The sequence below is a fragment of the Clostridium sp. Ade.TY genome (assembly GCF_000498355.1).
Classification (GTDB): Bacteria; Bacillota; Clostridia; order Clostridiales; family Clostridiaceae; genus Clostridium.
Map to the genome: position 1 here is coordinate 38701 of NZ_AVSV01000003.1, position 25878 is coordinate 64578.

Genomic DNA, 25878 nt, shown 5'->3' on the forward strand with positions numbered 1-25878 from the left:
TAAAATGGTAAGGGGCATATACCCCTTACCATTTTTTGTGTTTTAAGTGATTTTGCAAAAATAAAAATTTCATTTTTTTAACTATAGATTTATTTCTATTTATAAACATTAAGTCTTTTTTATTATTACTATTTTTATCATTTATAGAAAATAATATATGATCTTCTTCATAATTATGTTTTAATATAAGAAATATTATATTATTACTATTTTTATTGTTTTTAACAAAGTTCTTGTATTCAGATAATATTTTATAAGTTAAATTTTTATAATTATTAATCAGACTATTTAAATGTTTGTCTAAAGTATAATTAAATAGATACATTTCAAAAAATACAGCTAAAGAAGAACCAATAAAAATAAATGAAAACCTACTTAATGAAAGTAAATCAAGGTTTAATGGTGATATATTTCCATTAACAGATAATGAAAGGGTTAATAAACATGTAAAAATAACATTAATTGAGTATTCTTTAGCATAAAAATAAAATATTAAAGATACAAAAAGTACTAAATAAATAGGTACAAATTTTAATAAAATTGGACATATAAAAATAAATATTAAAGCACCAATTAAAGTACCTTTAATTCTTTTCTTTGTTTTTGTGATAGTTTGATCAGAAAATGGTTGAATTAAAACATATACTGTAGTTAAAATCCATCTACTAAAATCAAAATTAAACAAATTTATTAAAAATATTGCTAAAGACATAGCAGTTGCAACTTTTAAAGAATATTTAAAGCTAAATGGTTTAAATATAAAATTATATTTAAATGAACTTAATGAAAGGGATAAATCAAAAGATTTTTTCTTATTATGTAATATTAAAATATTATCATATATAAATTTTAATAAATCATTACAAGGTTTTATATAATTATAATCTTTAAAATTTAAATAAATACTTTTAAGATAATTATCTAAATAAATTAGATTACATTTACTATTAATAAGATCATTTATTATTGATAAAGTTACTTTTAATTTTAGTAAGTAAGCTTTATTTATAGAAGAAGTTTTATTTCCATAAAAAATACTATCTATAATAAAGTTTAAATTTTCAAGTCCAACTATAATATTAAAAAGTTCTATATAATAGCTTGGCTTAAAAAAGCTAGAATAATCAGTTTTTAAAAATGATAAAGTTTTTCTAAATGAATCTTCTAAATTTAATTTATTATAATTATAAATATCATTTTTTAAAGCACAATCAATTTTATAAATTAGTTTATCTATATCTTTTATTAAAAAGTCTTTTATTGTTTCTTTATTTTTATTTCTATTAAAAATAAATTGAAGAGTAAAAATAAGTAAAATTCCAAACATAAGGGCTAAAAATCTTTTGAAGATAAGCTCAGGTTTAATTGGAATAGACACCATATAGATATAGATAAATAAAAATATATAAGCAACAGAACTTTTTTTATTGTTTGTATAAATATATATAATTATAAAAAATACAGAAAAATTAATTATAACTCCTAAAAATATATTTAAAGATGCAATATATGAAGCAAAAAGTAAAAATATACTTAATGATATCAAATTCATTATTTTAAACTTAATGTCATGTAATAAGTTAAGTCTTAAAAATGATATTGCACCTATAGATATAATAAATCCCATTGAAGTATTTTCTTTGCCAAAAAGAGATTTATAACCCCAAATTACTAAAAGAGCAAAAATCCCTTTAAAGAAAGCTTCCTTTAATCTTTTATTATCAATAAACATACAAAAATCCTTTCTGAAAATTATGTTATATCGTCTTTGAAAATAAATTATAAACTATAGTATAATACTAGAGTAAAGAGTGATTTTTTATTGGAGGTTAAATTAAATGAAAAAATATTATTCTATTGGTGAAGTATCTAAAATTACTGATATATCAATAGATAGACTTAGAAATTATGATAAAATAAATTTAATAAAGCCTTATTATGTTGATCCTAAAACATCCTATAGGTATTATGTTAGTGAACAATTTAGAAGATTAAGATTTATAAATTATTTAAGAAAAATTGGAGTACCTTTAAAAGAAATAAAACATGTATTTAGTGATGATATAAGTACAGAAGAATTTGTTGAGTTTTTGGATAAAAAGATTATAGAAATTGACAAAGAAATAGAATATTTAAATGAATTAAAAAATGATATATTAGAAAAGAAACTAGGAATTGAAAGTAGTATTAAAAAAAGCAATATAACAAAAATATATATAAAAGAATTCGATGAAAGACAAGCTATTTCAAAAAATGTAGAATTAAATTTAGATTTTATAATAGATAATAGAGAAGAAATATTTGAAGGATTTAGAAAAGAAAAATTTCCAAGAAAAAAAGAATATGTTATAGAAAAAGGTTTATATTTAAAAGATTATAATAAAAATAAAAGTAATTTTCTAAATATATACTTAGTTACTAGTAAAACAACAGGATTAGAAAACTTAAAAATACCAAAAGGAAAATATCTTTGTTTAACATATAAAGAAAATGGTAGAGATGAAGCTATTAAAAAAATAAAAAAATATATAAAAGAAAATAATATAAAAACTAAAGGTATAATTTTAAATATAATATTAAAAACAATGCCAAAGGAAGAGTTTCAATTTCAAGTATTAATATAGAGAATTTATAGGAGGAGAAAATTATGGAGTTAAATTTAAACAAAGAATACTTATTAAATACAGCAAAAGAACTATTAGAATTTAATAGTCCAAGTGGATTCTGTTTTGAAATAATAAGTATGGTAAAGGAAAAGGTTGAACAATTAGGATATAAGTGTGAAGAAACTAATAAGGGATGTTTGGTAATAGATATTCCAGGTAAATCAAATGAAAAAGTAATTGGACTTTCAGCTCATGTAGATACATTGGGAGCTATGGTAAGGTCTATTACAAGCAAGGGAACACTTAAATTTACTTTAATAGGCGGTCCTATTGTACCAACATTAGATGGTGAATATTGCACTATAAGAAATAGAGATGGAAAAGAATATTCAGGTACATTTTTAAGTAGTAGTGCAGCAGTTCATGTATATGAAGATGCATCATCTAAAAAAAGAGATCCGGAAAATATGGAAATTAGAATAGATGAAGTTGTAAAAAATAAAGAAGATGTATTAAACTTAGGAATTTATTCAGGAGATTTTATATTTATAGATCCAAAAACAACTATAACAGAAAATGGATTTGTAAAATCAAGATTTATAGATGATAAGGGAAGTGTAGCATGTTTAATATCACTTTTAGAGTTATTAAATAGAGAAAAAATAGTACCAAGCTTTAATACTAAAATTTTAATATCAACATATGAAGAAGTAGGTCATGGAGCTTCATATATTCCAGAAGATATAACAGAAATGATATCTGTTGATATGGGATGTATTGGTGATGATTTAAATTGTACAGAGTATGATGTATCTATATGTGCAAAAGATTCAGGTGGACCTTATGATTATAATATGACAACAGAATTAGTTAATCTTTCAAAAGATAATAATTTAAATTATGTAGTTGATATATATCCAAGATATGGTTCAGATGTAGGAGCTGCACTTAAAGGTGGAAATAATATAAGAGGAGCACTTATAGGACCAGGAGTACATGCATCACATGGAATGGAAAGAACTCATTATAGCGCTTTAGAAAATACTATAAAATTAATATATTTATACTTAACAAAGTAAAAAATAGGGCTAAGTTATTTAACTTAGTCCTGTTTTATTAATTAGTTACTTGATTCATTATAAGTACTATTAAAATTATAATAAAAAATTAATTATATTAATTTCATTTAGAGTTAAAATATAATGAAAGAATAAATCACAAAATAATAAGAGGTGATTTAATGAGTAAATATAAGAAATTACTTTTAATTTTAATATCAAGTATTACTATAATTATTACTGGTAGATTTAATTATAAACAGATTCATGTGAATAATATTTCAGAATCTTTGCTTATTGTGAAAAATAACGTTCATAGGGATATAACTAGTGGTGGGGCAACGGAAAGTAAAGATTTATTAAAGATTGGATTAAAAGTTTTAGAAGCTAAAGAGTTAAGTAATAATGGTGACTTAGAAGGAGATAATAATGAAAATGCTTTTAAAATTTTAGAATATACTAGAGAAGATAAAAATAGTAAAGAAATAAATAGAAAAATATAAAATATATTATAAAAAAGGAAGATTTAAATCTTCCTTTTTTAAATTGCTTTAATTTCATTTTCTAATTCTTTCATTATTTTTTTTACTGTAGTTATATTTTTAATTTTACTTACATTTTCACCACAGAATATAAGACCATTATCTAAATCGCCATTAACAGAATTTATAAGAGCTTTACTTATACAGTAAGGGGTATTAGCAGGGTTACAAGGAGTTAAGCAATTATAACATTTTGTAACTTTAATATTTCCTTCTAATGTTTTATTTATAAAAGGATTAAGTATAGCTCTACCTGGCATCCCAACTGGGCTCTTAACAATTCCAACAGTTTCAGGTGTAGAATTTACATAAGCTTCCTTAAATTCTTGTGATGCATCACATTCTTCTGTAGCAACAAATCTAGTAGCCATTTGAACTCCAGAGGCACCAAGCTTTAAATATTTAACAATATCATTACCGTTAAATATACCACCAGCTGCAATTACAGGAATAGATTTATTATATTTAAATTCATAATCTTTAACATGTAATACTATATCTTTTATAGTATCATCAAAAGTTTCAGATGCATTTTCAATATCATCTTTCTTAAAACCTAAATGACCACCAGCTTTTGGACCCTCAACTACAATCATATCTGGAGCTACATTATCATGTTTATCCCATAATTTTAAAATAACTTTTGCTGCTTTTAATGAAGATACAATTGGTGCTAGCTTTACATTGTGTCCTTTTGTAAGCTTAGGTAGTGCTGTAGGCATACCAGCTCCTGATATAATAAGATCTATTCCAGATTCTATAGCAGTTTTTATATATTCAGCGTATTCATTAGTTGCAACCATAACGTTAACGCCTATAATTCCATTATTACATTTTTCTTTAGCTAATTTTATATGTTTTTTTAATGCTCTAAGATTTGCTTCTAAAGGATTTTTTTCAAAATCACTTTCTTTAAATCCTATTTGAGCTGAAGAAATAATTCCTATACCACCTGCATTTGTTACAGCTGATGCCAAATTTGAAAGAGAAACACCAACACCCATTCCTCCTTGAATTATAGGCAATCTAGATATTAATTCTCCTATTTTTAAAGGTTTTATATTCATTTAAACACCTCATTTTAATTTGATTTTAAAATATTTTGATAATCAAAGTATTTTGAATATATTATAATCTAAATGTTGAAAATTAACAATATATTATTATAAAAAAATATTATTGACAGGATATAAATTTTTATGTTAAAATAAAATACGTCTTAGGGGTATGGCTCAATTGGTAGAGTAGTGGTCTCCAAAACCATTGGTTGTGGGTTCAAGTCCTACTGCCCCTGCCAAAAGCACTTAGTTTTTAAACTAAGTGCTTTTTTTATGTGAAAATAATGAATTAAATATAATTTAAAAATAAATTAAAAAACTCCTATAATTTTGAAAAAAAATAGAAAAATATAATAAAATATAATTGATTTATCAAAAATTTGTCAAAAAAGAAAACAAAAAAGAAAAAATATTAATAAAATTGAAAAAAAATTAATATTTAATTAAAAAATATGCTATAATTTACTTAAGAGGTATTATAGGAGGCGTATATGAGTAGAAATAAGAAGAAATTTGTAATTGGCATTTTAATTCTTGTAGTTACTTTAATAAGTATATTTTTTTTAGCAAAAGTAATAAACACTCAAACTAGAGTTGTTCTTTTAGAGAACCATGAAACTACAAGTAATGATGAGCAAAAGAAAATTGATGATGTTGTAGGAACTATTATAAATACAGATTATCAATCAATAACAACTTTAAAAGAAGAAAATTCTTCTATTGCATATGTAATAGTTGGATCAAGAGATTCAAATTTAAAAAAAGAATTACCTAAAGTTGTTGATTTAGCAGATTCATTAAATATTAAGTTAACATTTGTAGGGAATGATGAAATGGAAGATAAAAATAAGCCATATTATAGTACGGTACAAAAATATGGACATACAATTCTGCCTAAATACTTAGATATTGAGAATATATTAAATAGAAACAATGTAAAAACTATTAATAATAATAACAATTTAAAAAGTTTAAAAAAGCAAGATGTTGCTTTTTATATACAATTAAATCAATTTAATGATAAAGAATATAATGAATTAAAAGAAAAAATAGATGAGTTAAACAAACAAGGTTATACGTTTAAAGCTTTAATTTAATTGGAAAAAATTACTTGGAATTAAAAAGTATACTTAGGATAAACTATGGTTGTAAGATAAATTAAAATTAATCTTACAATTACCGTAAGCCTGAGGAGGGATCAATTATGTCAAAAAGAGTGATAGTTCCAGAAGCTAAAAAGGGTCTAGCAGCATTCAAAAATGAAGTAGCTAGAGAATTAGGAGTTCCATTTAGTGATTACAACGGAGATTTAAGCTCAAGACAATGTGGATCCGTGGGTGGCGAAATGGTTAAGAGAATGGTAGAGGAATACGAAAGTTCTCTAAAGTAAACACCTACTGATAAGAGTTTTAAATAGCTCTTTGCAATTACACCATTTTAAGGAATACGTATTTCAATGCCGAGAGGATGATTTTAGTAAATCATCCTCTTTCTTTTTGCGTAAAATATATGATAAAATGAGAACAAAAGTTCGTTAAATAGAAAGGTAATTTTAGTATGGAAAAAATAAAAGTACTTCATTGTGCAGATATACATTTTGATACACCCTTTAAAGAGTTTAGAAATAAGTTAGCAGATAAAAGTAAAGAGGAAATAAAGGAAGTTTTTAGTAATGTAATTAACATATGTAATAAAGAAGAAGTAGATATAATGCTATTGGCTGGAGATATATTTGATAATTATACATTGAATAAAAGTACATTGATATTTATACAAGAAGAATTGAAAAGATTAATAAGGACTAAAGTTTTCATAAGTCCAGGAAATCATGATCCTTATAATGTTAAGTCCTTTTATAAATTAGTTGATTGGCCAGAGAATGTATATGTATTTAAGAGCTCTTTAGAAAAGGTTTTTATAAAGGAATTAAAAACAAATATTTATGGGGCAGCATTTGAAGATAACTACGTAGTAGAATCTATGTTAAAAAATATAAAAGTAGATAGAAATTTTATAAATATAGCTGTAATTCATGGGGAAATTTCTAATCAAGGAACAACAAATGAATATAACCCTATAACAATAAAAGATATAGAAGATTCAATGCTAGATTATGTGGCAATTGGTCATAGACATAAATTTAGTGGAATACAAAAGGCTGGAATGACAAGCTATGCTTACAGTGGTTGCCCACAGGGAAGAGGTTTTGATGAGTTAGGTGAAAAAGGAATTTTAATTGGATATGTGGGAAAGGGTTATGTTGATTTAAATTTTAAAAAGACATGTAAAAGAGAATATATAGAGAAGGATATAAATATAGAAGGATTATTTGGGTACAGAGAAATAAAAAGAAGAATTTTGGAAGATGTTAAAGATTATGATTTAAAGAATAATATATTCAAAATAAATTTAATTGGGGAGATTGACCCAAGCTTTAAGATAAATGAAAAAATACTAAAAGAGAAGCTTGAAAATGAATTTTATTTTGTGAAAATTAAAGATAAAACAAGAGTAAAAATCAAAATAGATGATATAGAAAATGAACATTCTACTAAAGGATTATTCGTAAAGAAAATAAGTAATAAAATAAATGAGGCAAAAGGAGAAGAATTAGAAATTCTAGAACTTGCTTTGAAAATAGGACTGCAAAGTTTGACGGAAGATGAGGTGAATTTGGATGATTATTAAAAAGATTAGAATTAAATCTTTTGCTGGCATTAAAGATAGAGAAATAAACTTCAATAGTGGATTAAACTTAGTATATGGAGAAAATGAAAAAGGAAAAAGTACAATACAAAATTTTATAAAAATTTGGTTATATGGATTTGGTAATACTAGAGGCGGGAAAAATAATTTAAGAAAGAAGTATATGCCCTTTTCAGGTGAAAGAATGCAGGGTGAGCTTGTAGTATTTTATGATAATAAGGATTATATTATTAAAAGAACATTTGGTTTAACTAAAAAAGATGATATATGTACTATATATGATGGATTAACTGGAGAAGAAGTTAAAAATATAAATAAGGATGAACCAGGAGTATATTTTCTTGGAGTAAATTCAAATACATTTTTAAAGACTTTATTTATACCACAGCTTGGTGTAATGGTATCAAGAGATAAAGATGAACAAATGATGCAAAAAATAATTGATATATTTGGTTGTGGAGAAGGTGAAGTTTCAGCATATACCGCTATTGAAAAGCTTAAGAATAGTAGAAAAGAATTAACTACAACAAGAAAAAATGGTGAACTTGATATATTAAAGGAAAGGTATAATAAGGTTATAGAAGAAAGATATGAAGCATATAAACTTTCAGAATCTAATTTAATTAATGAGAATGAATTAATTAATAAAAAAGAAGAAAGAAAAAATTTAAGAGAAGAAATAGAAAAATTAGAATTATTTAAAAAATATTTAAAGAAAAGCAATTTACAAAAAGAGTATGGAGAAATAACAAATTATTTAAAAAAGAGTGAAGATTTAAAAAGAAGAGAAAAAGAAATTGAAACTGAACTTAAAAGAAATAATGGTGTAATAGATGAAAAATATATAGATGAACTTAGTGAAGAAAATAAAAAGTATTTAACTTTTTTAGATATAAAAAAAGAAAATGAATATGAATTAAAGGAAGTAGAAAACAGAATAAATGATGAAAATGAGAAAATAAAAAGATATGATGTATTTTCATCAATGGAAGATGGATTAAAAGAAAAATTAATAAAATTAAATGCGGAGCAAGAAGGGCTTAGAGAAAGGGCTTTATTAAATAAGAAACTAAAGTTATCGATAGAAGAAGAAGAAGAAAAAATTAATAAAAAGAAAAAATTTTTAGGAGATTCATTAAAATTAACATCTCATAAAGAAAAAATAAAAAATCTATTTAAGGAATATGAAGAAAAACTTCATAAAGTAAAAGAGATAATTGAAAATTCAAATCAGTATGACGAGAAAACTTTAATGGAAAAATCTAAATTAGAAAATAAGAGAAAATTAGGAGCTATATTATCTACTATAAGTGGATTATTAATTGGAATAAATATAGCTTCAATTAATAATCCATTTTTATATTTAATATTTATAATATTAATAGTATTAGGTATATATATGATATTAATAGCTAATAATTCACTAAATAATGTGAATAGTAGTTTAGAAAGTAAAAAAAATGTTGATAATTTAAATAGTGAAATCAAAAATATTGAAGACCAATTAGATGAATATGTTAAATTATCTAAGTGTAATAACTATAAAAATTTATTAATGGCAATAAATACATTAGAGAATTTTTATGTTTCAGAAAGTCAATCAAAGCTAAGAATTGAGGAAAGAAAAAGTCAGCTAGATAATTTATCTTTTGAAAAAGATGAAGAAAGATATAAACAAAACGAAAAAATACTTTCATCGATTATGAAACTTTGTGATTGTAATAATTTAGATGATATATATATAGAACTTGATGAATATACAAGTATAAAAAATAAAATAAAATTATTAAACATGGAATATAATTCCAAGAAGGAGAATTTAGAGAGAATATCATTTGAATTAGAAGATAAGGAAAAAGAAATAAAAGAAAAGTTAACTATTATGGACTTAGAACATATTCAATTAGTAGATTTGGAAATGTATTTAAAGGAATTTAGAGATAAAATTTCAAAAAAGAAAGAACTTGAAAATTCATTAAAGAGTGTTGATGAAACTTATAAAGTTTTACTTAAGGATAGAAATATAGAAGAAATAAAAGAAGAAATAAAAGATGTATTAAATGGAAATATAGATTATAAATATAATTCAGAAGAAGAAATAGAAAAAGAAATAAAAGAAAAATCAAATCTTTTAATAGAAGTGGAAAAGCAAATAAAAGATTTAGAAAACATAATAAAAACAAGTTTTTTAGGTAAAAGAAGTATAGTGGCTATAGAAGAAGATTTAGAAAATATAGTTGAACAAATTAATGTTTTAGAAAAAAGACTAAAGGCTATAAATATAGCTATAGAAAATTTAGAAGCTTCAGGAAGAGAAGTTAGAGAAAGCTTTGGACCAACCCTTAATAAAAAAATATTAAATATATTCAAAAAGTTAACATCAGAAAAATATTTAGATGTTAAACTTGGAGAAGACTATAATATGACAGTAAGAGACAAAATAAACATATTTCCCGGAGAATATTTAAGTAATGGAGCAAATGATCAGTTATATTTAGCTCTTAGAATTGCATTTATAGAACTAATATTTAAAAATAAAAAAGTTCCTATAATATTTGATGATTCGTTTATTCAATATGATGATATAAGAAGAGAAAGGGCAATGGAAGTTATAAATGATAGTAATTTTGCTCAAACTATAATATTTTCATGTCAATCAATTGACCAAAAAATTATTAAAAATAAAAAAATTGAAGCTAATTTTATAAATATTTAGAATTGACATTAATGGGAAATTATATTAATATAATTTTATGCAAATGCAAATCATATGCAAATGAGGTGTAAAGTTTGAAAAAAATTATAGGTATAATTTCCATATTTCTTTTAACAGTAGGATTAGTTGGATGCTCTGGAGATAAAGCTAATGAAACTAAAAAGGACGGAAAGTTAAATGTTGTAGTTTCAATTTATCCATTAGAACAGTTTACTAAAATGATTGGTGGCGATAAAGTTGATGTATTAACTTTAGTAGGACCAGGCCAAGAACCACATGATTTTGATTTTAAACCAGCAGATTTAAAAACACTTATGGATAGTAATGTTTTTGTATATAATGGATTAGGATTAGAACACTGGTTAGATCAAGTTAAAGGACAATTAAAAGACAGTAAAACACTTATGGTAGATTCAAGTAAAGGTGTTAAGGTTATTAAAGATGGAGATAAAGTAGATCCTCATGTTTGGCTTAGTTTAAAAGAAGCTGAGGTTCAAGCTAATAATATAAAAAATGCTTTAATAGAAAAAGATCCAAGTAATAAAGAATATTATGAGAAAAATTACGAAGATTTAAAAACAAAATTTAATAAATTGTATGATGAGTATAAACCAAAGTTTGAAAAACTTAAAAATAAAGATTTTGTAACAGGTCATGCAGCGTTTGGTTATCTTTGTAGAGAATTTGGTTTACAACAAAAATCAATAAGTGATTTATATGCTGATGGAGAAGCAACTCCAAAGACATTAGAAAATCTTGTTAAGTATTGTAAAGAAAATAAAATAAAAACAGTATTCTCAGAAAGTTTAGCATCTCCAAAGGAATCAGAAACTTTAGCAAGAGAAGCTGGAGCAAAAGTAGAAAAAATATATACTTTAGAATCAAAAGAAGATGACAAAACTTATTTAGAAGGTATGAAATATGACCTTGATGTAATATATAAAAGTTTACTAGAAGAAAAGTAGCTTTAAGAAGGTTTGATTTTACTAATAAATAGTGAATCAAACCTTTTTTTATAGTAATGTGATATAATTATATATGTAAAATTTTGCAAAAGGAGGCGTTCTTTATAAAAGCTTTAGATTATTATAAAAGTAACGTTGAAAATAGTCGTATTAAAATAGAAGAATTGAATAAAAATATAGCACTGTTTGGATGGAGTAGGTTATTAATAGTCTTATTAATAATAGGTAGTGGATATTTTTTTTATAAGGGAGATAACATAAATTTACTTATAATTTCGGAGATTATTTTAGTTATAGTAGGTATAGTAGTTGTTATATATCATAATAAACTTATAAATAAGAGTGAAAATTTAAAAAGATTTTTAGAAATTAATGAAAAAGGAATAAAGAGAGTAACTGGTGAATTTAAAAATATAGAAGATGATGGATTAGAATATATTGATGATAATCATCCATTTTCATCAGATATAGATATTTTTGGTAAGAGTTCTTTATTTCAATTAATAAATAATACTATAACAAAAGGTGGAAGAGAAAAACTTGTTAAGTATTTAAAACTTAATAAATTACCAAGTAAAGCTGATATAGAAAATAAGCAAGAAGCTATAAAAGAGTTAGGTAATGAAATTAAGTGGAGGCAAGACCTTTTAGTAAAAGGAAAGGTTAACTTAAAATCAAAGAAAAAAGAAATAAATGAATTAGAAATATTTTTAAACTGGAGTAAAGAAAAATCAAATAAAAGAACAAATAAAAAAATTATAGCTTATTTATTTATAATTTTAACATTTATAAGTATTGTTTTTTCAGTAATAGGATACATAAGACCTACTTATATTTTATTAGTATTAATGATTAATTTTGTTGTTATTAAATTACTTACAAAGGATAATAAAGGTGATTTATTAGTATTTAATGAAATTAAATCTACAATAAAGTCTTATGCTGAAATATTGAGTATGATAGAGAAAAAAGAGTTTAAGTCAGCACATTTAGTTAATGTTAAATCTAATCTTAAAAATGAAAAAGGTAGCTCTTGTGGAGAAGAAATGAAAAAGTTATCTAATTTATTAGATTGGATTGGAGATAGTTTTGGTAATGCATACTATTTAATAATAAATTTATTTATATTTTCAGATGTGTTTATAATAGAAAATGTAAATGATTGGAGAGAAGAAAATAGAAAGTACTTAGAAGGTTGGATTGAGGTTATGAGTGAGATAGATGCTTTAAGTAGTATATCAAACTTATATTTTGACTTTAGTAATTGGAATTTTCCTAAAATAATAGATACCAAAGAAGTTAGAGGAAAGATGATAGGGCATCCATTAATTGGAGAAAAGGCCGTTAGAAATAATTATTCTCTTTCAGGAAATAAAAAGGTTACATTAATAACAGGATCTAATATGTCTGGTAAAAGTACTTTTTTAAGAACTGTAGGTTTAAACTTAATTCTTTCATATATAGGAGCTCCAACTTTTAGTGAAGAGTTTGAATGTGGAATATTTAATGTATATACTTGTATGAGAACTAAAGATAACTTAGAAGAAAATATTTCATCATTTTATGCTGAAATTCTTAGAATTAAAATACTTATAGAAGCAAGTAAAAGGGGAGAAAATGTATTTTTCTTATTAGATGAAATATTTAAAGGAACAAATTCAGTAGATAGGCATATAGGGGCTACTGAACTTATAAAGCAACTTATAAATAGTGGAGCTATTGGATTAGTTTCAACCCATGATTTAGAACTTTGTGATTTAGAAAAAGTTGATAATAGAATAGAAAATTATAATTTTAGAGAATATTATGAGGATAATAAAATAAAATTCGATTATAAGCTTAGAAATGGTAAAAGTGAAACTCAAAATGCAATACACTTAATGAAGCTTGCTGGTATAGAATTTAATCAATAGTTATAAGAGAGGGTATTTTTATGGGGTATGTAATAATGGACTTAGAATTTAATAATTTGAATAATATAAAAAAATATTATCCGAATGTATTTGATGATTATTCTGAGTTAAATAAAATTAATATAAAAAATGAGATAATAGAGATTGGTGCAATTAAGGTTGATAAGTATATGAAGGTAATTGGAAGGTTTAAGGAGTATGTTAAACCTTCCATAATACCAGTATTAAATCCAGAAATAACAAATATAACAAATATTACAGAAAGAGATTTAGAAAAGGGATTAAGCTTTAATGAGGCTATGAAAAAGCTAAAAGAATTTATAGGTAATGATATAGTGTGTTCATGGGCAAAAGATGATATTGCTCAAATAATAATAAATGCACATTATCATAATTTTAAGGACTTAAAGTGGATTGGAAAATATTTAGATATACAAGAATATTCAAGTAAAGTATTGGGAGTTAAAAAATCTTTAAGTTTAAAAAATGCATTAAAAAGATTAAATATAAAAATAGATAGTAGACTCTTACATGATGCGTTAAATGATGCAAATTTTACTGTTCTTGTATTTAAAAATTTATATAATTATAGAATAGTTAAAAATTATATAATTGATGATATATATGATATGCCAGCTATTACTATTGATAATGTTGAAGAATTAAACTTAGAGCATGAAAAGATAAATTCATTATGCCCAAAGTGCAATAAAAAAATAGAATTGGATTTTGATTATATGCCAAATAGATGGAGATTTGTATCTGTTGGAAAATGTTCAAAGTGTAATAATGCAATTGTAAATGAAGTAATAGTTAAGAAAACATTACATGGAGAGTATATATATTCTGAAATTAGCAGTATGATAAATGAAAAGGAATACTTAGATTATACTTATAGATTAGATAAATATTTTCTTAAGAAAGAGAAAGCTTTATAACAAAGTTTATAAAATATGTTAAAATAGATTGAGGGATATAAATAAAATTTAAAAAAAGGAAAGGGATAACTATGAATATAGCATTTTTTCTTACTCCTAAGAATGAAGTAGTTTACGAAAACTTAGAATCAACGATGAGACAAGTTATGGAGAGGATGGAGCACCATGGTTATACAGCAATTCCGTTGTTGGACAAGCATGGAAGATATGTTTCAACATTAACTGAAGGAGATTTATTATGGAAGTTAAAAAATACTCCTGATCTTAATTTTAAAAACACAGAAAGTGTAAAAGTTAAGGACATAAAGACTAGAAGAGCACATAAAAGTGTTTCAATAAACTCTGATATTCAAAGTTTAATATCTCTTGCAGTTAATCAAAATTTTGTTCCTGTTGTTGATGATGAAGGAATATTTATTGGGATAATAAAAAGAAGCGATATAATAAATTATTGCTATAATGAGTTAAAAATTAAAGAAGATTAAATTTTTTAGAGCTGTTTAGTTAAACAGCTCTATTTTTATTTTTAAACCTTATGTATAAGTATTTATTGTGTTGGATAGATATATAATTTGAGAAGAAGATTTTTTATAAATAATATTAATAAATAAAAAATACTGTTGACATTAAAAAATGTAAGTATTATTATAAAAACATAACACACCCCCATAGGGAGGGGGTAAAGGAGTGAGGATATTGAACGATGATAAGAAAAAAGCACTACAAGTATTAAAAACTTGTAGAGGGCAAATAGATGGAATTATAAAAATGATAGAAGAAGAAAGATATTGTGTTGATATTTCAAATCAAATAATAGCAGCACAAGGACTTCTTAAAAAAGCTAACAAGCATATATTAACTCAGCATATGCATCATTGCGTTAAGGAAGCATTAGTTAGTGAGGAAGAAAAAGACATTAAGATAGAAGAGATAATAAAACTACTTACAAAGTTAATTGATAAGTAATTATTAAAATTTGTAAGGAAGGAGAAAATGTATGAAAAAAGAATTTAAAGTAAGTGGAATGACATGTGCATCTTGTGCTACAAGAGTAGAGAAAGTTGTAAATAAGATGGATGGTGTAGATAATGCTGTTGTAAATTTAGCAACAGAAAAGATGACAGTAAATTTTGATAAAGATAAAATTAATGTTAATGATATAGAAGAAAAAGTTAAAAAGGCTGGATATGAAGCTAAAGAATTAAAAAATAAAAATATTGTAAATGAAAATTATAAAGTAAGTGGAATGACTTGTGCATCATGTTCATCAAGAGTAGAGAAAGTTTTAAATAAGATGGATGGAATAGAAGGTGCTACAGTTAATTTAGCAACTGAAAAAGCAAATATAAAATATGATAAAAGTAAAATTTCATCAGAAGATATTATAAATAAAATTGAAAAAGCAGGATATGGGGCAGAAAAATTAAATGATAAAAATGCACAAGAAGGGAAGTTTAAGGTAAACGGAATGACATGTGCATCATGTGTAGCACATGTTGAAAGAGCAGTTAAAAAATTAGATGGAGTAGATGATGTGGTAGTAAATTTAGCATCATCAAATATGAATGTTAAATATGATAAGAAAAAGCTTTCAGCAAAAGAAATTGAAGATGCTGTTAAAAAGGCTGGATATGAAGCAATAGAATTAAAAGATAATGAAAAACAAGATTTAAAAAGTGATTCTGAGAAAAAAATAAAATCTGCAAAAAATAGACTTATATGGTCAGCTATATTTGCAATACCATTAGTAATAATATCAATGGGACCTATGATGGGGTTACCTGTTCCAAGTATTATAGATCCCAATATTAATCCTTTTAATTATGCATTTATTCAACTTATATTAGCATTAGCAGTAATTATTGTAGGTAGAGATTTCTTTATACATGGATTTAAAAATTTATTTCATTTAAGTCCTAACATGGATACGCTTATAGCTTTAGGTAGTTCAGCAGCAGTTTTATATGGTATATATGCTTTAGTTAAAATTGCTGGTGGCGATAGTCATTTTGCTCATCATTTATATTTTGAATCAGCAGGTATGATTGTTGCTTTTATAAGTCTTGGTAAATATTTAGAAGCACTTACAAAAGGGAAAACTTCAGATGCTATAAATAAACTTATGGGTCTTGCACCAAAAACTGCAACAATAATAGTTGATGGAAAAGAAAAAGTAGTTAGTATAGATGATGTTTCAGTTGGAGATATTATTTTAGTTAAGCCAGGTGAAAAGTTACCAGTTGATGGTGTTGTTACAGAAGGAACTACAACTATAGACGAGGCTATGCTTACAGGTGAAAGTATTCCTGTAGAGAAAAAGATTGGTGATGAAGTATTTGGAGCTAGTATAAATAAACATGGAATGTTTAAATATAAAGCAACAAAGGTTGGGGATGATACAGTACTTTCACAAATTATAAATTTAGTTGAAGAAGCACAAGGTACAAAGGCTCCAATAGCAAAACTTGCAGATGTAATTTCAGGATATTTTGTTCCAACAGTAATAGTAATATCAATATTATCATTTTTAGCTTGGTACTTTATTGGTAATAGAGATTTGGAATTTTCACTTAATATATTAATTTCTGTTCTTGTAATAGCTTGTCCATGCGCTCTTGGATTAGCAACACCAACAGCAATCATGGTAAGTACAGGTAAGGGTGCTGAAAATGGAGTTTTAATAAAAAGTGGTGTAGCACTAGAAGAAGCTCATAAAATAAATACAATAGTATTTGATAAAACAGGTACTATTACAGAAGGTAAACCAAAGGTTACAGATATAATTACAAATTCTTTTGATGAAAATGAACTTCTTAAACTTGCAGCAGCTGCTGAAAAAGGTTCAGAGCACCCATTAGGTGAGGCAATAGTAAAAGAAGCAGAAGATAGGAAGATAGAATTACCTTCTATACAAAACTTTAATTCAATACCAGGTGAAGGTATAAATACAACTATTGAAGAAAAAGATGTTGTAATAGGTAATAGAAAAATTATGGATAGAAATAATATAAATATTAACTCTATAGAAGAAAAAGCACATACTTTGGCTGAAAGTGGAAAGACACCAATGTTTATAGCTGTTAATGGAAAGTTAGCTGGAGTTATAGCAGTAGCAGATACTGTTAAAGAAAATAGTGCAAAGGCTGTAAATGCACTTCATAGTATGGGAATTGAAGTTGTAATGTTAACAGGTGACAATGAAAAAACTGCAAAAGCAATTGCAAAACAAGTTGGAATTGATAGAGTAGTTTCAGATGTATTACCAGAAGGTAAGGCAAGTGTAGTTAAAGAATTACAAATTGAAGGGAAAAAAGTTGCTATGGTTGGTGATGGTATAAATGATGCACCAGCACTTGTAACAGCAGAAATTGGTATTGCTATAGGCTCAGGTACTGATGTTGCTATAGAATCAGCAGATATTGTACTTATGAGAAGTGATATTTTAGATGTAGTCACAGCAATACAATTAAGTAGAGCAACAATCAAGAATATAAAAGAAAATTTGTTTTGGGCATTTGGATACAACGTATTAGGAATACCATTTGCAATGGGAATTATATATGCATTTGGAGGTCCACTTTTAAATCCTATGGTTGCATCATTTGCAATGAGTTTAAGCTCAGTGTCAGTTTTACTAAATGCACTAAGACTTAAAAAATTTAAATCAAAATTTTAAATAGCTAATAATTAAATTTAAATAAATACAAGAAAATATTTATAAAATAAAAACTTGAGGAGTGATAAATATGACTAAATTTGAAATTAAAATTGATGGAATGGGATGCGAAAAATGTGTAAAAAATATTGAGGAAGCTTTTGCTGGAGATCCAAGAGTAAAAGGATATGAAGTAAAGGTTGGAGAAGCTATCGTCTATGGTGATTTAAATAAAGCATCAATTAGTGAAATAATTGATAATGCAGGATATGATTTATTAGAAGCTAAAGAAATTTAAGTTTAATTAGATGAGAAAAATGCTGCTTTAAAAAAGCAGCATTTTTCTATTCAATATAAATTTTAATTTCATCATCTAAGTTAACCTCAGGAGGTATAAATTCTGGAACATCATTTATTTTTAAAAATTCTTTATATAAGTTGTTTTTAATTTTTGAAAAGTTTTTTATACATAAAGAAAGTTCTTTTTCATTATTGTTTTCATAATTAAAAACTATATTAGAATATTCTATTTCAAATGATTTTAATAACATATATATTTTGTATTTACAATTGTAAAGATGACTTACTAAATTTTTTAATTCTAAAAAATCACTATAAGCCATTAATTTTTTTTGTAGTGCTTTTTTTGCAAGTCTTATATTATCTTTTTTTATAGCTAAATTAATTTTAGATTCATATTCTGTATATATATCTTCAAGGAACTCAAGGTCTAGTTCTAGATTATAAAGTCTATCTAATAATTTGGCAAAGTCCTTTGAGTAATTATCCAAGGTATTTTTCATATCAATTATTTCCTCATATTTTTTTATTGAGGATTTTTTTAAAAAATTAAATTTTCTTAATAATTTCATAGAGTACCCCACAATAAGTAATACTATATATTATATGTTTGAAATTATTGAATGTTTAAATAATATTTTATAATTTAGCTATTTTTCTTGTATTAGAATTGACGTTGGATTAAAATTAGATTATATGTGGGGAAATAGAAGGAGTGATTTTTTTATGACAAATGAAAATAATATGAGTCAATTATTAGAATCTTATGATGTTAAAAGAATTAATAAAGGTGATATATTAAAGGGTAAAGTAATCGATGTCAATGATAAACAAGTTACAGTTGATATTAAATATGCCTTTGATGGGATAATAACTAGAGAGGAATTTGCAAATAATGATGAAAATCCATCAGATTTTGTAAAGCCTGGAGATGAAATAAATGTAGTAGTTCTTTCACCAAATGATGGAGATGGATTTGTAAGTCTTTCAAGAAAAAGAGCATTATTAAAAGAAGAAAGAGAACAAATAAAAAATGCTTTCAAAAATGAAGAAGTATTAACTATAAAAGTTAAAGAAGTTGTAAAGGGTGGCTTAGTTGCATACTTTGGTTCAATAAGAGTATTTATACCAGGATCACAAGCTTCAAGAGAAAGAATAGATTTAAAATCTTTAGTAGGAAAAGACTTAGAAGTTAAGATAATAGAATTAGATTTTAATAACAATAAAGTTGTTGCCTCAAGAAGAGTAATTGAGGAAGCTGAACATAAGAAAAAAGAATATGCTTTATGGAAAGAATTAAAGAGTGGCGAAAAGAGAAAAGGTATTGTTAAAAATACTGTTAAGTACGGAGCTTTTGTTGATATCGGAGGCATACAAGGATTAATTCATATAAATGATTTAGCTTGGGAAAGAGTTAAGAGAGTTGAAGATATAGTAAAAGCAAATGATGAAGTTGAAGTATACGTTGGAAATGTAGATTTAGAAAATAGAAAAGTATCATTAATATTAAAAGATGTAGCTAAAGAGCCATGGACTTTACATGGAGATGAATTAAAAATTGGAGATACTTTAGAAGGTAAGGTAGTAAGACTTACTGGGTTTGGTGCTTTTGTTGAAGTATTTAAAGGTGTGGAAGGTTTAGTTCATATAACAGAAATAACTGATGAAAATATAGCAAAACCAGAAGAAGTATTAAAGGTTGGTCAAAATGTTAAAGTTAAAGTTTTAAATGTTAATAAAGATCAAAAGAAATTATCTTTAAGTATAAAAGATGCAACTGAAAAGAGTAAAGAATATCTTGAATATGTTGATAATAGTGATGAAGGTGTAACACTTGGAGATTTATTCAAAGATTTATTTTAATTAAAATATAAATAAAAGATAGCTGATTTAATATAATTCAGCTATCTTTTTCTATAATATGCTATTATTCATAAAGTATAGTTATATTTTTTCTATTTTTAACATATTAGTACCACCAGTATGAGTTGTTGGCATACCAGCTGCAACTATTATTTCTGAGTTTTCCTTTACGAAGTCAAAAGTTTTAGCAGTTTTCTTAGCTTCAACTAATATTTCATCTGTAGTGTTAAACATTTTACATTTAACTGGGAATATTCCAAAGTTTAAAGCTAATCCTCTCATTACATAATCAAATGGAGTTATTGCAATAATTGGAGCTTTAGGTCTGTATTTTGATATTAATCTTGCAGTAGCACCACTTTGAGTAGCAGCAACTATAGCCTCTGCACCAACTGCATTTGAAGTTCTACAAGCTGAGTAACTTATAGCATCAGCAAATGAAAGGTCAGATGGTTCGATTTTTGAATTTACAAAATCATACTCTAAGTTTTCTTCTGTTTCTTTAGCTATTTTTGACATTGTTCTTGCAGCTTCTAGTGGGAAATTACCAGAAGCACTTTCTCCACTTAACATAATTGCATCAGTTCCATCGAATATAGCATTACATATATCACAAGCTTCAGCTCTAGTTGGAAGAGAATTTCTAATCATTGAATCTAACATTTGAGTTGCTGTAATAACTATTTTTCCAGCCTTATTACATTTTTTTATTATTTTCTTTTGAATTATTGGAACTTTTTCTATTGGTATTTCAACACCCATATCACCACGAGCTACCATAATACCATCAGTTACTTCAATAATTGAATCAATGTTGTTAACTCCTTCTTGGCTTTCAATTTTACCAATTACTTTTATATGTTCTCCACCATGTTCTTTTAGGATTTTTTTAACATCTAATATATCTGAGGCTTTTCTAATAAATGATGCTGCTATAAAATCAACACCAGTTTGGCAACCGAATATTATATCGTCTTTATCTTTTTCAGTTATAGATGGTAAGTTTATACTAATATTAGGTACATTTACACCTTTATGATTTTTTATAGTTCCTGAAACTTCAACTATACAGTTTATAGATTTATCTTTTACGTCTTTAATTTTAAATGAAAGTAATCCATCATCAACAAGTATAGTACCACCAGGCTTTACATCTTTATAAAGTTCATCATAAGTAATTGAACATTTATTTTCATCGCCTAATATTTCTTCACCACATATAAAGGAAAAAGTATCTCCTTCTTTTAAATTAACTCCATCATTTTTAAAGTTGTGAGTTCTAATTTTTGGTCCTTTAATATCAAGGACTATAGCAGTTGGAGTATTTAATTCTTCTCTTAAACTTTTAATTAAATCAATCTTTTCTTTATGAGATTCATGAGTACCGTGAGAAAAGTTAAGTCTTGCGGCGCTCATGCCTATTTTCATAAATTCACTCAATACTTCTCTTGAGTCACTTGCAGGTCCAATAGTAAAAATCATTTTAGTCTTTTGCATAAAATCACCTCGCGAATATTTTTATGAATAAATATTAGGTATACTAATTTATTATGTGCAAATTTGTAATAAACTAACTTGAAAAAATTATTATTTAGTTTAAAATTTAAATAATATACTGTGATATACTAAAATTATATTCATAGTATAATTTTAACACAAAAAATATGGGAAGGATGATAAAAAATGTCAGTTTTAGAAAACTTAGAACCAAAATTAGTGTTTAAGTATTTTGAGGAAATATCACAAATTCCAAGAGGTTCAGGAAATGAAAAGGAAATTAGTGATTATTTAGTTTCATTTGCTAAAAACCTTGGATTAGAAGTAATACAAGATGAAGTTTTAAATATAATAATTAAAAAACCAGCATCAAAAGGATATGAAAATGCCCCTGGAGTAATAATTCAAGGACATATGGATATGGTTTGTGAAAAAAATAAAGATACAGAACACGACTTCACAAAAGATCCAATAAAATTAAGAATTGATGGAGATAACATATATGCAACAGGAACTACATTAGGTGCTGATAACGGTATCGCAGTAGCTTATGGAATGGCAATACTTGCAGATGATACTATAGAGCATCCAAGTTTAGAATTGTTATTAACAATAGATGAAGAAACAGGAATGACAGGTGCAATGAATATATCACCTGAACATATTGATGGAAAAATATTATTAAACCTTGATTCAGAAGAAGAAGGTGAAATATTAGTAAGTTGTGCAGGTGGAGTAAGAACTAATGCATCAATGACTATAAATTGGGAAGAAATTTTAGAAAATCATGAAACATTAGAAGTTAAAATTAGAGGCTTAAAAGGTGGACACTCAGGTCAAGAAATAAACAAAGGCCGTGGAAACTCAAATAAACTTATGGCAAGATTATTAAGAAATCTTAATGAAAAATTTGATATAAGACTTGCAAATATAGAAGGTGGATCAAAAGATAATGCTATTCCAAGAGAAGCTGATGCTATATTAACAGTAAATAAAACTCAATTAGAAGACGTTAAAAATACTATTAAAGAATTTGAAGCTATGTTTAAACATGAATTAAGAGTTCAAGACCCAGGTGTTACTTTAGAAGTAATAACTCATGAAGGAGTTAATAGAACTTTTGATAAAAAATGCACAGAAAATATTATAAATCTTTTATACATTTATCCAAATGGAATAAATACAATGAGTAAAGAGATACATGGATTACCAGAAAGCTCAACTAACATTGGTGTAGTTATGACAGATGGAGATAAGGTTATATTTAAGAGTGCTGTTAGAAGTTCAGTTTCTACATTAAAAGATGAAATAGTTTTAAGAAGTAAAACTATGACAGAAATATTAGGTGGTGGATTTGAAACAGTAGCTCCATATCCAGCTTGGGAATATGATAGTGAATCAAAAATAAGAGAAATTTGTATTGATGTATACAAAAAAATGTATAAAGAAGAACCAAAGATAGTTGCTATTCATGCAGGTGTTGAATGTGGATTATTTAAAGAAAGATTAGGAGATATAGACATGATAAGCTTTGGTCCAAATCTTTATGACGTTCACACTCCAGATGAACATATGAGTATAAAATCAGTTCAAAATGTTTGGGATTACTTACTAAATATTTTAAAAGCAATAAAATAACATAAGAAATATTAATAAAAAAATCTTCACTTTTAAATAAGTGAAGATTTTTTTACATAATGAATATTATAAGAAACCTCTTAATATATTTTAATAAAGTAATATTTTAGGAGGGATAAAATGGGATACACAAGATATAATTATAGACCTAAAAAAAGAAATAAAAGAAATAATAATGGCAATTTTTTAATAATGTCACTTGCAGTAATATTAATAGCTGTAGTAGTTGGATTATTCCTAGGGCCTATTATATTTAAAGGGGATGGAAGTAAAGGAGATACTGGAGCAAATGCAAAAGTAGAAGATGAAAATAAAAGTAATGAAAAGAAAGATAGTGAAGAAGATAAAAGCCAAGGAGAAAATACTCAAGGAAATTCAAATAAAGAACAAAATAATGTAACTAATACTACAGATACAAGTAAAGAAGGAAAAGAAATATTTATGATTCAGTGTGGATATTATGGGAAAAAGGAAAATGCTGAAAGTGCTTTAAAAGAAATACCTTCAAGTTATAATAAGTTTATAATAGAAGAAAATAAAAAGTTTAGAGTGATAGCAGGTATATATTTAGAAGAAGAAGCGAATAAAGTTAGTGATCAATTGACAAAAAAAGAAATAGCAAATGTAAAGATTAAATGCAATTATTCTAGTGAAGATAAAAATAATGAAGTTAGTTATGAAATTCTTACAGGATTTATGAAAATAATAAATAATTTAGAAAATAAAGAAGTTAAAAGTATAAAGACAACAGAGTTTAAAAATTGGACTAAAAAATTACTTGAAAATAAAAAATTGGACAAGGAAAATGATGAACTAAAATCATTAAGGGAACATATAGAAAAATTACCAAATGAATTAGATAGAAAAGGTGCTGAGAAGTCTTTAGAGTTTATATATAAAATCCTTATAAAACATAGAGTATAAGCAAATCTTAAAAAAAAATTAATTCTATTTTTAAAAGAGTTTTTTACTTGTTTATGCTGTTATAAAATGATAAACTATATTAGGTGTAGTGATGTATTACTACACCTAATATTACGTTAAGAAAAAATTACAGTAATTACATATTTAGGTTTATAACTGTATAAAATACCAAGAGGTCATTTTAAAAGAGGGATATTATGAAAGTTATTTTAGCGTCAGGGTCTCTTAGAAGACAAGAATTATTAAAAAGAATAGTTAAAGATTTTGAAATTAAAATCAGTGATTTTAATGAAGAATCTGTTGAATTCAATGGAGATGTTTCTGAGTATGTTAAGGAATTAGCACTTGGAAAAGGCAAGACAGTTTCAGATAAAGCTTCAAATGATAATATAATAATATCTGCGGATACAGTTGTTTCTTTTAATGGTAGCATCTTAGGAAAACCAAAAGATAAAGAAGATGCCTTTAAAATGCTAAGCAGTCTTAGTGGTAATACTCATGAAGTATATTCTGGAGTTTGTGTAATAAACAATAAAACAGGAGAAATACTTTGTGATAGTTTTAAAACAGAGGTAACTTTTTCTGAGGTTGAAAGTGACATGATAATAGAGTACATAAATGGTGGAAGTCCTCTAGATAAAGCCGGAGCATATGGAATACAAGATGAAGGTGGGCTTTTTGTAGAGAAAATAAATGGATGTTACTATAACGTAGTTGGGTTACCCCTTAATGGGACATATAAAATGCTTAAAAAATTAAAATAATTTTTATGGGGATGGGTATTCTAATAAAGTAAGGAGAGTAAGGATTTGAATAATTACCTTAAAATATTAGATATGCCTGAAAATGAAAGACCTAAAGAAAAACTATTAAGATATGGTGCGGAATCTTTAAGTAACCCAGAACTATTAGCAATAATACTCAGAACGGGAACTAAAGGTGAAAATGTGTTAGCTTTAAGTCAAAGAATAATTTCAGAATTTAATGGCTTAAATGGTATTTTAAATGCATCAGTAAAGGAAATGACAGAAATAAAAGGCGTAAAAGAGTCAAAAGCTTCCCAAATGATTGCAATTGCGGAACTTTTTAAAAGATTTAATACTTATAAATCTTTCAATGAATTTAAGAGAGTTAGCTCTCCAAATGATGTAGCAAGTATGTTGTATGGAGAGATGGGTACATTTAATCAAGAAGTGTTAAAACTTATAATACTTAACACAAAGAATGAAATAACAAAGATTAAAGATGTTTTTAAGGGAAGTTTAAATTCTTCGCTTGTACATCCAAGAGAAATTTTTAATGAAGCTATAAGAAATAGTGCAGCTTCAATAATAATATGTCATAATCATCCATCTGGAGACCCAACTCCAAGTGATGAAGACATTAAAGTTACTACTCGACTTAAAGAATGTGGTGAAATTATAGGAATAAAACTTATAGATCACATAATAATCGGTAGAAATATTTATGTAAGCTTAAAAGAAAAAGGAATTTTATAA

The 25878-nt window shown here is 25.4% G+C and carries 23 protein-coding genes and 1 tRNA gene; 20 read left to right on the plus strand and 4 right to left on the minus strand.

Translation table 11 applies throughout. The features are described from left to right. Positions 1–25: 25 nt before the first annotated feature. Positions 26–1732: an FUSC family protein gene (locus O212_RS0100855; RefSeq protein ID WP_024613283.1), complete on the minus strand. Its 1707-nt coding sequence runs from the start codon at positions 1730–1732 to the stop codon at positions 26–28. Between the two features lie 106 nt (positions 1733–1838). On the opposite strand from O212_RS0100855, the gene O212_RS0100860 reads away from it, so the two are divergent. The 3 genes from O212_RS0100860 (at position 1839) to O212_RS0100870 (ending at position 4167) form a co-directional block, all read left to right on the plus strand. After that, positions 1839–2624, plus strand: a complete 786-nt coding sequence (locus O212_RS0100860) for a helix-turn-helix domain-containing protein (RefSeq protein WP_024613284.1) — start codon at positions 1839–1841, stop codon at positions 2622–2624. 23 nt (positions 2625–2647) lie between these two features. Then, positions 2648–3685, plus strand: coding sequence for a M42 family metallopeptidase (locus O212_RS0100865; protein ID WP_024613285.1), 1038 nt, complete (start codon positions 2648–2650; stop codon positions 3683–3685). Between the two features lie 161 nt (positions 3686–3846). Then, the gene (locus O212_RS0100870; protein ID WP_024613286.1) at positions 3847–4167 is read left to right on the plus strand and encodes a hypothetical protein; all 321 of its coding nucleotides are present in this window, start codon (positions 3847–3849) and stop codon (positions 4165–4167) included. Between the two features lie 38 nt (positions 4168–4205). On the opposite strand, the gene O212_RS0100875 is transcribed toward O212_RS0100870, so the two are convergent. Further along, a complete protein-coding gene (locus tag O212_RS0100875) occupies positions 4206–5273 on the minus strand; it encodes a nitronate monooxygenase (RefSeq protein ID WP_024613287.1) in 1068 nt (355 codons plus the stop codon). A gap of 154 nt (positions 5274–5427) precedes the next feature. Here O212_RS0100875 and O212_RS0100880 point away from each other — a divergent pair. From O212_RS0100880 to O212_RS0100935, 12 genes are all read left to right on the plus strand, one after another. Continuing rightward, a tRNA-Trp gene (locus O212_RS0100880) sits at positions 5428–5503 on the plus strand. A 252-nt stretch (positions 5504–5755) separates the two neighbouring features. After that, entirely contained in the window at positions 5756–6361 is a 606-nt protein-coding gene (locus O212_RS0100885; protein WP_024613288.1) for a hypothetical protein, read from the plus strand. A gap of 107 nt (positions 6362–6468) precedes the next feature. Continuing rightward, positions 6469–6654 (plus strand): alpha/beta-type small acid-soluble spore protein, encoded by a 186-nt coding sequence (locus tag O212_RS0100890; RefSeq protein WP_024613289.1) that lies wholly within the window; start codon positions 6469–6471, stop codon positions 6652–6654. Positions 6655–6821: 167 nt separating this feature from the next. Further along, positions 6822–7952, plus strand: a complete 1131-nt coding sequence (locus O212_RS0100895) for a DNA repair exonuclease (RefSeq protein WP_024613290.1) — start codon at positions 6822–6824, stop codon at positions 7950–7952. After that, a complete protein-coding gene (locus O212_RS0100900; RefSeq protein WP_024613291.1) occupies positions 7942–10686 on the plus strand; it encodes an AAA family ATPase in 2745 nt (914 codons plus the stop codon). Before O212_RS0100895 ends, O212_RS0100900 begins: the two co-directional genes overlap by 11 nt. A gap of 74 nt (positions 10687–10760) precedes the next feature. Further along, positions 10761–11651 carry a zinc ABC transporter substrate-binding protein gene (locus O212_RS0100905; RefSeq protein ID WP_024613292.1) on the plus strand — a complete coding sequence of 297 codons (891 nt, stop codon included), beginning with the start codon at positions 10761–10763 and terminating at the stop codon, positions 11649–11651. An 83-nt stretch (positions 11652–11734) separates the two neighbouring features. Then, on the plus strand, positions 11735–13564 hold the full coding sequence (locus O212_RS0100910; RefSeq protein ID WP_242829542.1) for a MutS family DNA mismatch repair protein: 1830 nt from the start codon (positions 11735–11737) through the stop codon (positions 13562–13564). A gap of 20 nt (positions 13565–13584) precedes the next feature. Beyond that, positions 13585–14502 (plus strand): 3'-5' exonuclease, encoded by a 918-nt coding sequence (locus tag O212_RS0100915; RefSeq protein WP_024613294.1) that lies wholly within the window; start codon positions 13585–13587, stop codon positions 14500–14502. 71 nt (positions 14503–14573) lie between these two features. Continuing rightward, a complete protein-coding gene (locus tag O212_RS0100920; RefSeq protein ID WP_024613295.1) occupies positions 14574–14987 on the plus strand; it encodes a CBS domain-containing protein in 414 nt (137 codons plus the stop codon). Between the two features lie 211 nt (positions 14988–15198). After that, complete coding sequence (locus tag O212_RS0100925; RefSeq protein WP_024613296.1) at positions 15199–15468, plus strand: metal-sensing transcriptional repressor; 270 nt, start codon at positions 15199–15201, stop codon at positions 15466–15468. Positions 15469–15499: 31 nt separating this feature from the next. Further along, the gene (locus O212_RS0100930) at positions 15500–18178 is read left to right on the plus strand and encodes a heavy metal translocating P-type ATPase (protein WP_024613297.1); all 2679 of its coding nucleotides are present in this window, start codon (positions 15500–15502) and stop codon (positions 18176–18178) included. Positions 18179–18248: 70 nt separating this feature from the next. After that, the gene (locus O212_RS0100935) at positions 18249–18455 is read left to right on the plus strand and encodes a heavy-metal-associated domain-containing protein (protein WP_024613298.1); all 207 of its coding nucleotides are present in this window, start codon (positions 18249–18251) and stop codon (positions 18453–18455) included. A 46-nt stretch (positions 18456–18501) separates the two neighbouring features. On the opposite strand, the gene O212_RS0100940 is transcribed toward O212_RS0100935, so the two are convergent. Continuing rightward, a complete protein-coding gene (locus tag O212_RS0100940) occupies positions 18502–18960 on the minus strand; it encodes a hypothetical protein (protein ID WP_160166400.1) in 459 nt (152 codons plus the stop codon). Between the two features lie 223 nt (positions 18961–19183). On the opposite strand from O212_RS0100940, the gene rpsA reads away from it, so the two are divergent. Beyond that, complete coding sequence (rpsA, locus tag O212_RS0100945) at positions 19184–20320, plus strand: 30S ribosomal protein S1 (RefSeq protein ID WP_024613300.1); 1137 nt, start codon at positions 19184–19186, stop codon at positions 20318–20320. Positions 20321–20401: 81 nt separating this feature from the next. Here rpsA and pyk read toward each other — a convergent pair whose 3' ends face one another. Continuing rightward, positions 20402–21817 carry a pyruvate kinase gene (gene pyk, locus O212_RS0100950; RefSeq protein WP_024613301.1) on the minus strand — a complete coding sequence of 472 codons (1416 nt, stop codon included), beginning with the start codon at positions 21815–21817 and terminating at the stop codon, positions 20402–20404. Between the two features lie 186 nt (positions 21818–22003). On the opposite strand from pyk, the gene O212_RS0100955 reads away from it, so the two are divergent. The 4 genes from O212_RS0100955 (at position 22004) to radC (ending at position 25878) form a co-directional block, all read left to right on the plus strand. Beyond that, on the plus strand, positions 22004–23455 hold the full coding sequence (locus O212_RS0100955; protein WP_024613302.1) for an aminoacyl-histidine dipeptidase: 1452 nt from the start codon (positions 22004–22006) through the stop codon (positions 23453–23455). Between the two features lie 120 nt (positions 23456–23575). Continuing rightward, on the plus strand, positions 23576–24379 hold the full coding sequence (locus tag O212_RS0100960; protein WP_024613303.1) for an SPOR domain-containing protein: 804 nt from the start codon (positions 23576–23578) through the stop codon (positions 24377–24379). Between the two features lie 197 nt (positions 24380–24576). Further along, positions 24577–25143 (plus strand): Maf-like protein, encoded by a 567-nt coding sequence (locus tag O212_RS0100965; RefSeq protein WP_024613304.1) that lies wholly within the window; start codon positions 24577–24579, stop codon positions 25141–25143. Between the two features lie 45 nt (positions 25144–25188). Further along, on the plus strand, positions 25189–25878 hold the full coding sequence (radC, locus tag O212_RS0100970; protein ID WP_024613305.1) for a DNA repair protein RadC: 690 nt from the start codon (positions 25189–25191) through the stop codon (positions 25876–25878).

Coding starts and splice junctions, on each gene's coding strand:
- O212_RS0100855 (WP_024613283.1), bottom strand. CDS start 1,732: ATGTTTATTGATAATAAAAGATTAAAGGAAGCTTTCTTTAAAGGGATT.
- O212_RS0100860 (WP_024613284.1), top strand. CDS start 1,839: ATGAAAAAATATTATTCTATTGGTGAAGTATCTAAAATTACTGATATA.
- O212_RS0100865 (WP_024613285.1), top strand. CDS start 2,648: ATGGAGTTAAATTTAAACAAAGAATACTTATTAAATACAGCAAAAGAA.
- O212_RS0100870 (WP_024613286.1), top strand. CDS start 3,847: ATGAGTAAATATAAGAAATTACTTTTAATTTTAATATCAAGTATTACT.
- O212_RS0100875 (WP_024613287.1), bottom strand. CDS start 5,273: ATGAATATAAAACCTTTAAAAATAGGAGAATTAATATCTAGATTGCCT.
- O212_RS0100885 (WP_024613288.1), top strand. CDS start 5,756: ATGAGTAGAAATAAGAAGAAATTTGTAATTGGCATTTTAATTCTTGTA.
- O212_RS0100890 (WP_024613289.1), top strand. CDS start 6,469: ATGTCAAAAAGAGTGATAGTTCCAGAAGCTAAAAAGGGTCTAGCAGCA.
- O212_RS0100895 (WP_024613290.1), top strand. CDS start 6,822: ATGGAAAAAATAAAAGTACTTCATTGTGCAGATATACATTTTGATACA.
- O212_RS0100900 (WP_024613291.1), top strand. CDS start 7,942: ATGATTATTAAAAAGATTAGAATTAAATCTTTTGCTGGCATTAAAGAT.
- O212_RS0100915 (WP_024613294.1), top strand. CDS start 13,585: ATGGGGTATGTAATAATGGACTTAGAATTTAATAATTTGAATAATATA.
- O212_RS0100920 (WP_024613295.1), top strand. CDS start 14,574: ATGAATATAGCATTTTTTCTTACTCCTAAGAATGAAGTAGTTTACGAA.
- O212_RS0100930 (WP_024613297.1), top strand. CDS start 15,500: ATGAAAAAAGAATTTAAAGTAAGTGGAATGACATGTGCATCTTGTGCT.
- O212_RS0100935 (WP_024613298.1), top strand. CDS start 18,249: ATGACTAAATTTGAAATTAAAATTGATGGAATGGGATGCGAAAAATGT.
- O212_RS0100940 (WP_160166400.1), bottom strand. CDS start 18,960: ATGAAAAATACCTTGGATAATTACTCAAAGGACTTTGCCAAATTATTA.
- rpsA (WP_024613300.1), top strand. CDS start 19,184: ATGACAAATGAAAATAATATGAGTCAATTATTAGAATCTTATGATGTT.
- pyk (WP_024613301.1), bottom strand. CDS start 21,817: ATGCAAAAGACTAAAATGATTTTTACTATTGGACCTGCAAGTGACTCA.
- O212_RS0100955 (WP_024613302.1), top strand. CDS start 22,004: ATGTCAGTTTTAGAAAACTTAGAACCAAAATTAGTGTTTAAGTATTTT.
- O212_RS0100960 (WP_024613303.1), top strand. CDS start 23,576: ATGGGATACACAAGATATAATTATAGACCTAAAAAAAGAAATAAAAGA.
- O212_RS0100965 (WP_024613304.1), top strand. CDS start 24,577: ATGAAAGTTATTTTAGCGTCAGGGTCTCTTAGAAGACAAGAATTATTA.